This window comes from Geodermatophilus maliterrae (assembly GCF_041018925.1).
Taxonomy (GTDB): domain Bacteria; phylum Actinomycetota; class Actinomycetes; order Mycobacteriales; family Geodermatophilaceae; genus Geodermatophilus; species Geodermatophilus maliterrae.
This window is the reverse complement of record NZ_JBFNXQ010000060.1, coordinates 1-11,917: the sequence shown is the minus strand read 5'-3', so window position 1 is coordinate 11,917 and position 11,917 is coordinate 1. Positions and strand designations below refer to the sequence as shown.

10 protein-coding genes are annotated in these 11,917 nt (G+C 76.3%); 4 read left to right on the top strand and 6 right to left on the bottom strand.

The window, feature by feature from the left end; translation table 11 throughout:
* Positions 1–93: 93 nt before the first annotated feature.
* The 3 genes from ABQ292_RS17315 to ABQ292_RS17305 all read right to left on the bottom strand — a co-directional run bounded on the left by ABQ292_RS17315 (position 94) and on the right by ABQ292_RS17305 (position 3,427).
* Positions 94–1,887 (bottom strand): DEAD/DEAH box helicase, encoded by a 1,794-nt coding sequence (locus ABQ292_RS17315; protein WP_369208644.1) that lies wholly within the window; start codon positions 1,885–1,887, stop codon positions 94–96.
* Between the two features lie 255 nt (positions 1,888–2,142).
* A complete protein-coding gene (locus tag ABQ292_RS17310; RefSeq protein WP_369208642.1) occupies positions 2,143–3,078 on the bottom strand; it encodes a CPBP family glutamic-type intramembrane protease in 936 nt (311 codons plus the stop codon).
* Position 3,079: 1 nt separating this feature from the next.
* Entirely contained in the window at positions 3,080–3,427 is a 348-nt protein-coding gene (locus ABQ292_RS17305) for a hypothetical protein (RefSeq protein ID WP_369208640.1), read from the bottom strand.
* A 104-nt stretch (positions 3,428–3,531) separates the two neighbouring features.
* Between ABQ292_RS17305 and ABQ292_RS17300 the strand changes: the two genes are divergently transcribed.
* Positions 3,532–5,853, top strand: a complete 2,322-nt coding sequence (locus ABQ292_RS17300; protein WP_369208638.1) for an ATP-binding protein — start codon at positions 3,532–3,534, stop codon at positions 5,851–5,853.
* Between the two features lie 50 nt (positions 5,854–5,903).
* Here the strand turns inward: ABQ292_RS17300 and ABQ292_RS17295 are convergent, their stop codons facing one another.
* The gene (locus ABQ292_RS17295) at positions 5,904–6,197 is read right to left on the bottom strand and encodes a hypothetical protein (protein WP_369208636.1); all 294 of its coding nucleotides are present in this window, start codon (positions 6,195–6,197) and stop codon (positions 5,904–5,906) included.
* Between the two features lie 185 nt (positions 6,198–6,382).
* Here ABQ292_RS17295 and ABQ292_RS17290 point away from each other — a divergent pair, with 185 nt between their 5' ends.
* The 3 genes from ABQ292_RS17290 to ABQ292_RS17280 all read left to right on the top strand — a co-directional run bounded on the left by ABQ292_RS17290 (position 6,383) and on the right by ABQ292_RS17280 (position 9,806).
* The gene (locus ABQ292_RS17290; RefSeq protein WP_369208634.1) at positions 6,383–7,579 is read left to right on the top strand and encodes an aminotransferase-like domain-containing protein; all 1,197 of its coding nucleotides are present in this window, start codon (positions 6,383–6,385) and stop codon (positions 7,577–7,579) included.
* Between the two features lie 232 nt (positions 7,580–7,811).
* The gene (locus ABQ292_RS17285; protein ID WP_369208632.1) at positions 7,812–9,113 is read left to right on the top strand and encodes a TolB family protein; all 1,302 of its coding nucleotides are present in this window, start codon (positions 7,812–7,814) and stop codon (positions 9,111–9,113) included.
* Positions 9,114–9,545: 432 nt separating this feature from the next.
* On the top strand, positions 9,546–9,806 hold the full coding sequence (locus ABQ292_RS17280; protein WP_369208630.1) for a hypothetical protein: 261 nt from the start codon (positions 9,546–9,548) through the stop codon (positions 9,804–9,806).
* Between the two features lie 67 nt (positions 9,807–9,873).
* Here ABQ292_RS17280 and ABQ292_RS17275 read toward each other — a convergent pair whose 3' ends face one another.
* A complete protein-coding gene (locus ABQ292_RS17275; protein ID WP_369208628.1) occupies positions 9,874–11,559 on the bottom strand; it encodes a DNA repair helicase XPB in 1,686 nt (561 codons plus the stop codon).
* A 37-nt stretch (positions 11,560–11,596) separates the two neighbouring features.
* A partial coding sequence (locus ABQ292_RS17270) for a WYL domain-containing protein (RefSeq protein WP_369208626.1) occupies positions 11,597–11,917 on the bottom strand: 321 nt, incomplete at its 5' end.

The following is an 11,917-nucleotide window of genomic DNA, read 5'->3' as shown; positions in this document are numbered from 1 at the left end:
CCGCCTCGATCACCCCAGGCGGGTGGGCTCGGCGCAGGCCACCGGGGTCCTCCTGGGCACCTGACCGCGGTGCGGTCCGGTAGGACCGCGGTGTCAGAGCATCGTGCGGAGGCGCTCGCGGCGGGCGCGCAGGACGTCGACCGACGCCGAGGCCGACGGCGGGCCGGGCACCGACTGCCGCAGTTGCGTGTGCACCACCGCGTGCGGCGTCGACGTCTTCGCCGACACCCGGCTGACCAGGCGGTTGATCTCGCGGCGCAGCTCGGCGGCGTCGCGCCACGAGCGGCCGGCGTCGTCCTCGTCGGGGTGGTCCTGGACCAGCGGCAGCTCGCCGGTGTCGTCGTCGAGGTGCGAGCGCTGGGCGATCCGCAGTCGCAGCTCGTCGTCGCGCCGGGCGAGCAGCGACGCCGTCTGCTCGGCGGTGAGCAGGCCGGGGATGCCGAGGAAGTCCTCGTCCTCGGGTGCGACCGCCACCGGACCGGAGTCGGCGCCGGTGTGCGCGGTGCCGCCGTGCAGCACGTGCGCGAAGCGGGCGTCGGCCTCCAGCGCCTCCCATTGCTTGAGCCCGACCGCCTCGCGCTCCTTCGGCGGCAGCGGGTCGAGGTCGAGCGCCTCGGGGTCCTGCGCCTTGGGCGGCGGCATGACGTGGTTGCGTTCCTTCTCCAGCGACGCGGCCAGGCCCAGCAGCGGCCGGACGGCGGGGAGGAACACCGTGGCGGTCTCGTGCGAGGCCCGAGCGCGGACGACGCGGCCGACGGCCTGGGCGAAGAACAGCGGCGTCCGGTAGGAGGTCATCCACGCCAGGACGGCGGCCCGCGGGACGTCGACGCCCTCGGAGATCATCCGCACGCAGACGGCGATCCGCGCCGACCCGGTGGCGAACCGCTCGATCTTCTTCGACGCCTTCGGGTCGTCGGACAGGATCACCTCGGGCGCCTTGCCGGTCACCCGGCGCACGATCTTGGCGTAGGCGCGGGCGTCGTCCTGGTCGCTGGCGAGGATCAGCCCGGCCGCGTCGGGCATGCCGCCCTCCTCGCGCAGGTGGGTGATCCGGTCGTCCATGGCCGCGATCACGTGCGGCACCCACTGCCCCTTGGGGTCCAGCGCGGTGCGCCAGGCGGCCATCTCCACCGAGCGGGTGCCGGCCTCCGACAGCGAGGCGGCCACGACCTCGCCGGCGGAGTTCCGCCAGCGCGAGGTGCCGGTGTAGGCGGCGAAGACGACCGGGCGGACGACGCTGTCGGCCAGCGCCTCCTTGTACCCGTAGGTGTAGTCGGCGCGGCTGACCAGCCCGGCGCCGGCCTCCCCGGCATCGCCCTCGAAGCCGTCCTCCTCGTAGCGGACGAACGGGATGCGCTCGTCGGCCTTGGTGCGGAACGGCGTCCCGGTCAGGCACAGCCGGCGGGCGGCGAAGCCGTAGGCCTCCTCGATCGCCTCGCCCCAGGAGAGGCCGTCGCCGGCGTGGTGCACCTCGTCGAGGACGACCAGCGTCTTGACGGCGGTGGCGCGGGCCGCGTGCAGCATCGGCTTGCCCGCCACCTGGGCGTACGTGGTCACGTAGCCCTGGGTGCCGGCGCGCACCGGGCCGACGGCGTTGGTCAGCCCGGGGTCGAGCACGATGCCCAGCCGGTCGGCGGCGTCGGCCCACTGCAACCGCAGGTGGTCGGTCGGGCAGACGACGACGACGCGGGCGACCTCGCGCCGCTGCAGCAGCCGCGAGGCCAGCGTCAGGGCGAAGGTCGTCTTGCCCGCGCCCGGGGTCGCGGTGACCAGGAAGTCCTTGGGCGCCTGCTCCTCGTACCTGTCGAGTGCGGCCTGCTGCCACGCCCGGAGCGGTCGGCTGGTCGTCTGCGGGGCGACCGCCCCGGCCCGTGCTGCACTCGCCATCTCGGGGCCCATCCTGCCTGCGCCGCCGGGGACACGCCCAACCGGCCACCTCCCGCGCGCCTCCGTGCCGACGTCGTATATGGCGCCGTCCGCACGGCCCTGAGCTGCGCAGATGCTCCTCGCGGTGGCCAGGGCGTGGTGCACGTCACGCGGCTCGGACCGGCCTGCCCCGCCCGCCGATCCCGCCGTCCGCGCCTCGGGCGCACGCGACCGCGCCGCCCGGGGTGCGGACGGCGCGGCAGCAGGGTGATCACCTCACGATCGGCTCCCGGCCGCTGCTCGGTCGCCGTCCCGGGAGGGCCGGGTGAGCTCCGGGCGGACGACGGCCGTGGCGGCCGCCGTCACCAGCACGACGGCGACGAGCGCGGGGAGGACGGCCTGCCCGCCGGAGAGCAGCGCGTCGACCAGGCCGTCCTCGCCGCTGCTCCCGTTCCAGCTCCCGTGCAGGACCGCGACGGCGAGCACGCTGCCGGCGGTCGCCCGCAGGAACACGCCGATCATCAGCCGGACCAGCAGTGCCGCGACGAGCAGGAACCCGAACGCGCCCACCACCGCTGACGTCGAGACGTCGTCGGCCAGCAGCATCGGCAGGTGGATGCCGGCGAAGGCGATCGCGGTCAGGGCGGCGGCCCACACCAGGCCGTGCCGGCGCTCCAGGCGGGTCTGCACGAACCCCGCCCAGACCGTCTCCTCCCACATGTTGACCAGGACGACGGGCAGGAGCATCAGCGGCACCTCCCGGACCAGGATCGGCAGCAGGTCCCCGGTCGCCACGGACCGGCCCTGCGCGACACCCACGGCGACGCTCGTCACCGGCAGCGCGATCAGGACGGCGATCCACCAGCCGGGTCCGAAGCGCCAGCGGAACGTCCGGGAGAGGAGCGCCCGGACCCCGGCACGCCCCTCGGTGACCGAGACGACCCACAGGGCAGCGGGCAGCATCACCAGCACCGTGGCCGCCAGGGCGAAGACCTCGGCCGGCAGCCGACCCCCCGGGATGACGCCGTGGTGCGTCAGGGCGGGCACCCCGAGGACCACCCATCCCAGGGGGACGGCGAGGAGCAGGAACGCGGTGATCGGGCGCCGGGCCGTCCAGGCGCGGAAGCCGCCCGCGGGCCGGTCGTGCCGAGCGGGTGGGTCGATCGATCCGGCCGGTTCGCGCGTACTGCGGGGGTCGTCGAGAGCGGACACGTCAGGACCTGCCTCTCCTGTCGGAGGAACGGGGGGACGGGGGACGGTCGGGGAGCGGGCGCACCTGCTGGACGCTCGCGCCGGACAACGCGGCGGTGTCCCGGGCGAGGACGACGTCGTCGCGTCGGCCGGCCTCCACCAGGCACAGGCACCGGTGCTCGGCGGGCACGAGCAGTCCGCTGCACCACCGGATCGCCGTCCCGGCGGCCGCCAGGCGCCGGACGGCGTACCGGAGGGCGTGGTGCAGGTCCGCCGCGTCGTCCGCCGCCCGGGTGGCGGAGAACTCGACGAGGAACAGGCTCCGGTCCCCGTCGGCCACGGTCCCGCCCGGTCCCCGGCTGCCGTCCACGGCGCCAGCCTGTCCGGCACTGCGGAACGCGACATCGGGAGAACTCCGGTCAGCGGTACGGAAACGGGGCACGACCCGTAGGGGCGTCGCTACGGTCCTGCGGCATGGCGGGGCACTCCCTGGACCGCATGTGCGGCCTCCCGGCCGAGCGCAGCTCGTTCGTCGGGCGCCGCGCCGAGCTGGCCGAGGCGCGGCGGCTGCTCTCCGGCTCCCGCCTGGTGACCCTCGTGGGACCCGGAGGGGTCGGGAAGACCCGGCTGGCGGTCCGGACGGGGACGGACCTGCGCCGGGCGTTCGCGCACGGCGTGACCCTGGCCGACCTCACCGCCGTCTCCGATCCCGCCCGCGTGGTGGAGCACGTGGCGCGCGCCTTCGACGTCCGCGACGTGTCCGGCCGCTGGCTCCCCGCGACCGTGGCCGAGGTGATCGGCAGCCGTCAGGTGCTGCTCGTCCTCGACAACTGCGAGCACCTGCGCGACGCCTGCGCGGTCCTCGTGGACACCCTCCTCGCCAGCTGCGCGGACCTGCGCGTCCTCACCACCAGCCGGGTGCCGCTCGACGTCGACGGCGAGGCGGTTCTCTGGGTCCCCCCGCTCGGCGTGCCTCCCCGGGACCGGCCGCCGGGGGCCGCGCCGGGGACCCCCCGGCCGCCGTCCGAGGCGGTCCAGCTCCTGGTCCAGCGGGCGACGGCTGCGGTCCCGGGCCTGGTCCTGGCCCCGGCCGACGACGCCGCCCTCGCGGACGTGTGCCGGCGCCTGGACGGACTGCCGCTGGCGATCGAGCTGGCGGCCGTCCGGCTGCGGACGCTGACCCCGGCCGAACTCGCGGACCGGCTCGACGACCGGTTCGGCCTGCTGCGCCGGTCGGGGACGGCGGTCCCGGAACGACACCGGACGTTGCAGGCCACGATGGAGTGGAGCGCCGAGCTGCTCACGGAGCCCGACCGCGTCCTCTGGCGCCGGGCGGCCGTGTTCGCCGGTGACTTCGACCTGTCGGCGGCCGAGTCGGTGTGCGCGGACGGCACGCTGCCGCCCCGGGCGGTCCTCGACGCGCTCAGCCGCTTGGTGGAGGCATCCCTCCTGGAAGCCGCGCCCGGCCCACACGGACGCCGCTTCCGGATGCTGGAGACCGTCCGCGCCTACGGCCGGGAGCTGCTGGACGCCGCCGGCGAGTCGCGGCCGGCGCGGATCCGGCACGTGGACTGGTGCGCCGGCCTGGTCGCATCGGCGTCCGCGGACTTCGCAGGACCGGGGCAGGTGGCCGCCTTCGACCGGCTCGGCGCCGTCCACGCCGAACTGGGAGCCGCCCTCGACCTGTGCCTGGTCGTGCCGGACGAGCGGGAACGCGGGCTGGAGATGGCGGCCGACCTGTGGCTGTACTGGGCGGCGCGGGGGCACCTGGGGGAGGGGCGCCGCCGGCTGCACGACCTCCTCGCCGCCTGCGGGGACCGCTCGTCCGTCCGGGCCAGGGGCCTGGTCACGGCGGGTTTCCTCGCGCTTGCGGCAACCGACCCGGCGACGGCCGTCCCGCTCCTCGACCGGGCCCGCGAGCTCGGCGAGGCCTGCGGCCAGTCCTCCGTCGTCGCGATGGCCACCCAGTACCTGGGGCAGGCGGCGTTGTTCGGCGGCGATCTGGCCACCGCCGACCGGCTGCTGCGCGAGGCGGCATCGCGGCACGCCGAGCTGGACGAACGTTACGAGGCCTTCTGCTGGGCCGACGTCGGCGTCGTCGCGCTCCTCGCCGGCCGCACCGCGGATGCGGCCGAGGCCTTCGGCCGCAGCCTGTCGCTCGCCGAACGCGGCGACCCCTGGACCCGGTCCCACGCCCTGTGGGGTCTGGGCCTGGTGCGACTCACCACCGGGGACCCGGACGAGGCCGCGCGGCTCGAGCGGTCCGCGCTGGGGCTGATGCGTGAGGTGGACGACCGGAGCGGAACCGCGCTGTGCATCGAGGCGCTGAGCTGGGCGGCCGCGGCGCGGCGGGCATGGGACCTCGCCGCGAGGCTGAGCGGCGCCGCCGAGGCCGTGTGGCGGTCCATCCCGGCCGAGCTGCCCGCTCCCATGGCCCCGCGGCGCGACGACTGCACGACGGCAGCCCGCCGGGCGCTGGGGGACAGGCGCTGGGCGGCCCTCCACCGGGCCGGCGCCGCACTGGACCGGACCGGCGCGGTGGCGCTCGCGCTCGACGAGCCGCAGGCCCCCTCGGCGCCGGCGACCGGGGCCGGGCCGAGTCCGCTCACCCCGCGGCAGCTGGAGGTGGCCGGTCTCGTGGCCGAGGGGCTGACCGACCGGCAGATCGCCGCCCGGCTGGTCATCTCACCCCGGACCGCGGAGTCCCACGTCGAGCAGATCCTGGCCCGGTTGGGCGTCCGGTCGCGTGCCGAGATCGCCGCGTGGACGGCCGCGCGTCTCGCCGCGGCCGGCTGAACCGGCGTGGGACAGGTGCCTGGAGCCGCTGGTCCTGATCCGGTCGGGGCTCAGCCCTTGCTGCTGACCAGGCGCAGGTGCGGGCCGGTGGGGACGTCCTCGCGCGGGTCGGGGACCTCGGGCAGGCCGGCCGCGCGGCGCACGCGGTTCTCCGGGACGTCCAGCGCCCGGGCCAGGTGCCCGGCGAGCTGGGGGCTGATGAACGCCCGGCCGCGGGAGCGGCCCAGTCGCTCGATGACCTCGGGCGCGATCGCCCCGCGTGCGCGCCGCGAGGCCGCGTGCACCGAGAGCCGCGCCTCCCAGAGGCGACGCCGGACGAGGTCCTGGAGGTCCATGGCTGCCACCCCTGAACGATAGGTCGGGTCGGGCAGCGGGGCAGCCGGGACGGCGACCGGCACGGGCCGACCCCGCTGCACGCGTAGCCTGCGGACCGGCTCCTCGACCAGGCAGCCCCCGGCGCGGCCCCTCACGGCACACCACCCGTGTCCCGCCGACCGCCGTCCGTGCCCGTCGAAGCCCCGGAGTCCCCGTGCCCTCTCCTGCCCCGACGCCCGTGCCCGCCCGCCGGCTGCGCGGGGTGGCCAGCTCGCCGGTGCGCGAGCTGCTCACCCTGCTCGACCGGCCCGAGGTCGTCTCCTTCGCCGGCGGCCTGCCCGCGCCCGAGCTCTTCGACGTCGACGGCCTGCGCGCGGCCTTCGACGCCGTCCTCTCCGGCCCCGCCGCCCGCCGCGGCCTGCAGTACGCGCCCACCGAGGGCGACCCCGACCTGCGCGCCCGCGTCGCCGGGCGGATGACCGCCCGCGGCCTGCCCACGGCCCCCACCGACCTGCTCGTCACCACCGGCTCGCAGCAGGCGCTCACGCTGGTCACCACCGCGCTGCTCGACCCGGGCGCGGTCGTGGCCGTCGAGGACCCGACCTACCTCGCGGCGCTGCAGGCCTTCGGGCTGGCCGGCGCCCGCGTCGTCGGTGTCCCCTCCGACGAGCACGGTCTCGACCCCGACGCGCTGGCCGACGTCGTCGCCCGCGAGCGGCCGACGCTGCTCTACCTGGTGCCCACCTTCGCCAACCCGACCGGGCGGACGCTGCCCGCCGAGCGCCGCGTCGCGGTGGCCGAGCTGGCCGCCCGGGCCGGCTTCTGGGTGGTCGAGGACGACCCGTACGGCGAGCTGCGCTACCGCGGCGAGCCGGTCGCGCCGCTGGCCGCGCACCCGACCGCCGCCGACCGCGTGCTGTACCTGGGCAGCTTCTCCAAGCTCGCGGCGCCCGGGCTGCGGCTGGGCTGGCTGCGCGCGCCGGCCGCCCTGCTGCCGGTGCTCACCGTGGCCAAGCAGGCCGCCGACCTGCACACCTCGACCGTCGACCAGGCCGCCGCGGCCGTCTGGCTGGCACGCACCGACCTCGACGCGCACGTGCGGCGGCTGTGCGCCGCCTACCGCGAGCGCCGCGACGCGATGGCCGCGGCCCTGCCCGCGACCCTGCCGGAGGGCAGCACCTGGTCCGACCCGGACGGCGGCATGTTCGTCTGGGCCCGCCTGCCCGGCGACGTCGACACCGCGGACCTGCTGCGCGAGGCGCTGGCCGCCGACGTCGCCTTCGTGCCCGGCGCGCCCTTCTCCTGCTCGCCGGTGCCGGACCGCGCGGCGCTGCGCATGTCGTTCACCACCAACACCCCGGCGACGATCACCGAGGGTCTGCACCGACTGGCCGGCGTCCTGCGGCGCTGACTCAGGGCAGTCCGGGCAGCAGCTCGGCGAGGGTGACCGGCAGCTCCGCACCCGGACGCCGGTGGTGTGGACGACGGCGTCCGGACCGCTCGCGGGCTGTGGCCGTGGGAGGCGGCGACGCCAGGACGGCCACCAGCTCGCCGCGCGCGGTCGACCGGCGCGTTCCTGCACGTCCGAGCGCGCCGCGCCGCGCCGGACCTGCGCCGGTGCGCCGCAGTGCCGTGCTCGCGTCGTGCCAACGGGGAAGTGGCTGCTGACGTCGATCACCGGAGCAGTGCTCCTGCCGGCGCTGGCCGTGGCACTGGCGCCCACGGGCAGCGCGGCCGGCCGACCGGGAGCCGGTGCACCGACCGTGCCCGACCGGGTGGGCGAGTACTCGCACCTGACGGCTCCGGTGTCGTCGTCCCCGCCGGGACGTGCGGTGGCGCTCTTCCAGCACGGGTTCGGCGTGGAGTTCCTCGACGTCCCGCAGGCGGTCGTCGTCGGCGCCGACGACGACGTGGTGCGCCGCGTGGACCTGGCCGAGGACCGCGCCGGCGGGGAGACCCAGGGGGACCCCGCGCCGATGCTGCTGTCCCCGGACGGCACCCGGATAGCCGTCGGGGACCACGACACCCCAGGGCCCGACCTCGCCGTCCTCGACCTGACGGACGGCAGCGTGGACGTCCTCCCCGTGTCGGACGGGCGCGGCGTGCTCCCGCTGGCCTGGTCCCCGGACGGGCGCCGCCTCGCGTACCTCAGCACTCCCGGGCCCACCAACCCCTACGGGGGCGTGCCCATCGCAGGGGCCGTGGGGCTGCTCGACCTGGGGACCGGGCGGGCCACCGAGCTGCCCGGCGCCTCCAGCGTGTCGACGGCGGCCTTCGCCCCCGACGGTTCGGAGCTGGCCGTGCAGCACAGCGCAGCCGCCGGCGACGCACTGGAGGTGCTGTCCCTCGACGGCGCGGCTCCCCGCACCGTCGCCCTGCCGGCCGGCCACCAGCTCGACGGGGCGGCCGCCTGGTCACCGGACGGCCGCCTCCTCGCGGTCGCGGCGGCCGACTGTCCCGGCATGGGGGGTGAGGGGTGGCGCGGCTGCGCGACCCCGGGCGGGGCCTCCGGTGACGGCATCGCCTTCGTCGATGCCACGGGCGCGGGCGGGCCGACGCCCGCGCCGCTCGACCGCCGGGTCGCCGGCCCCGGCCGGGTGCTCGGCTGGTCCGCCGCTGACCGGGTGGCGGTGCTCGTGCCGGACGCCGTCGGCGACGACGTGTACGACCCCGACCAGCACTGGGTGACCGAGGTGCCGCTGGACGGCTCGGCTCCGCGCCGGATCAGCGCCGTCCCCACCAGCGACGGCCGCTACGGGGTGGGCCGCTTCCAGCTGGCGACCGGGCTCCTGGACGACCTCGAGGTGCGGGAGGCGGGCGCCGTCGACCGAGGTCGCTGGCCGCTCTGGCTGCGCCTGGGAGCGGCGGCGGCGCTCGGCGCCACCGCCGCCGGGGGAGCCGCGGTCGTCCTCCGCCGATCCCGGAGGCGCCGAGCGGCGAGGTGAGACACCTCCCACCGCGGGCCTGCGAGCGGTGAAGGGGCAGAGGGGTCCCGCCGCGGCCGACGAAGCCACCTGGCAGGTCGGCCCGGCGGGCGGGCCAGCGCTGCCGGCGACGCCCTCGCCGCACTCGACGCGGCAACCGCAGCTCGCCGCCGCGTGCCCGCGGCGGCGAGCTCGACCACAACACCCCGTGGCCGGCCGGGCCCGCCGTCGCGGGCGACCTCGTCGGCTACTGCACCACCGGCCACGCGGCGAGCACCAGGCCTCCGGCTGGCACCACGACCTCGCCCCCGACGGCACCCTCACCGTCACGACACCCACCGGCCCCACCGCCGTCACCCCACCCCCGCCGTACTGAGCGGGTACGTGTGGCGCCGGCGATCGATCGCACCCGGGACGGTGGGCCTCCGGGGTGTGGAGGAGCACGCTGTGCGGGTGACCGATCCCGAGTACGACGCACTGCACGAGCGAGCCGACCGAGGAGACCGCGACGCGGTCGACGAGCTGGTCGAGCTGGCCGGCGAGCGGGGTGACCTGGCCGAACTGCGTCGCCTGTCCGACCGGGGCTCCCGTGACGCCACGGACCAGCTCGTCCAGCTCGCCGGCGAGCTGGGCGACCTGGCGGAGCTCCGCCGGCTCGCCGAGAAGGGCAACCGCGACGCCGCGGACGTGTACGCGGAGCTCACGGAGGGGTGAGACGGCAGCGGCCCCCGGTCACGAGGACCAGGGGCCGCGGGAACGGCCATCCTCCAGGGGTCCTCGTTCAGTCGGCGGGCTCGTCCACCCAGTCCGGGCCGTTGACCTCGCCGGGGCCGGCCAGGTCGGCGGCGTCGACGATCGTGTACGCGTAGCCCTGCTCGGCGAGGAAGCGCTGCCGGTGGGCGGCGTACTCGGCGTCGAGGGTGTCGCGGCTGACCACCGTGTAGAAGTGCGCCTGCCGGCCGTCGGCCTTGGGCCGCAGCACGCGCCCGAGCCGCTGGGCCTCCTCCTGCCGCGAGCCGAACGTCCCCGACACCTGGACGGCGACCGCGGCCTCGGGCAGGTCGATGGAGAAGTTGGCGACCTTGGAGACGACCAGGGTCTTGATCTCGCCGGTGCGGAAGGCCTGGAACAGCCGCTCCCGCTCCCTGTTCGTCGTCGAGCCCTGGATGACCGGTGCGTCCAGCGCCAGGCCGAGCTCGTCGAGCTGGTCGAGGTAGGCGCCGATGACCAGCTTCTGCTCGCCGGGGTGCCGGTCGAGCACCCGCCGGATGACCGGCAGCTTCGACGTCGCGGTCGCCGCGATCCGGTACCGCTCCTCGGGCTCGGCGACCGCGTAGGTCATCCGCTCCTCGTCGTCCAGCGCGACCCGCACCTCGATGCACTCCGCCGGCGCGATGTAGCCCTGCGCCTCGATGTCGCGCCACGGGGCGTCGTAGCGCTTCGGACCGATGAGCGAGAAGACGTCGTCCTCGCGGCCGTCCTCGCGCACCAGGGTGGCGGTCAGCCCCAACCGGCGGCGGGACTGCAGGTCGGCGGTGAGCCGGAAGATCGGCGCGGGCAGCAGGTGCACCTCGTCGTAGACGATGAGGCCCCAGTCCTGCGCGTCGAACAGGTCCAGGTGCCGGTACTCGCCCTTCCGGCGGGTGGTGATCACCTGGTAGGTCGCGATGGTGACCGGGCGGATCTCCTTGCGCTCACCGGAGTACTCGCCGATCTCCTCCTCGGTCAGCGACGTGCGCGCGATCAGCTCGCGCTTCCACTGCCGCCCGGAGACGGTGTTGGTCACCAGGATCAGCGTGGTCGCCTTGGCCTCGGCCATCGCCGCGGCCCCGACCAGCGTCTTGCCCGCACCACAGGGCAGGACGACGACGCCCGAGCCGCCGGCCCAGAAGCCCTGCACGGCCTCGGACTGGTAGTCGCGCAGGTGCCAGCCGCTCTGGTCCAGCTCGATCGGGTGGGCCTGCCCGTCGACGTAGCCGGCGAGGTCCTCGGCCGGCCAGCCCACCTTGAGCAGCGCCTGCTTGAGCCGGCCGCGCTCGGAGGGGTGGACGACGACGGTGTCGGCGTCGATGCGGGCACCCAGCATCGGGGCCACCCGCTTGGAGCGGACGACCTCCTCGAGCACCGCGCGGTCGGTGGTGGTGAGCACCAGCCCGTGCACCGGGTCGTTGGCCAGCGTCAGCCGGCCGAAGCGGTCCATCGTGTCGGCGACGTCGACCAGCAGCGCGTGCGGCACCGGGTAGCGCGAGTAGCGCACCAGGGCGTCGACGACCTGCTCGGCGTCGTGTCCCGCGGCGCGGGCGTTCCACAGCGCCAGCGGGGTGACCCGGTAGGTGTGCACGTGCTCGGGCGAGCGCTCGAGCTCGGCGAACGGCGCGATGGCCGCCCGGCACTCGCGCGCCTGCGGGTGGTCGACCTCGAGCAGCAGGGTCTTGTCCGACTGGACGATGAGCGGTCCGTCGTTCACGTGATGGGGAGCCTCTCCTCGGCGGGGGTCTGTCTGGTCAACCGTTGCCGGCGGCCGGTGCTTCCTCGTCGGCGAGCGCCACCGAGGTGATCCGGTGCACCGCGAAGGTGCGGTTCTCCTGCCGGCGCTCGTCCCAGCCCTGGAGGAAACCACCGGCCAGTGACACCGGCTGCACCACGCGCTGGCTGCCGCTGCCCTGGGCGTCGACGTAGCCCAGCCACACCGGCACGCCGTCGCGGATGGCCCGCGAGAGCAGCTCCAGCGTCCCGGCGGTGGTCACGCCCGGGACCTGCCGCACCGGCGCGGCCGGCCGGGCGGCCAGGGCGGCGTCACCGGCGCGGATCTCGCGGACGGTGGC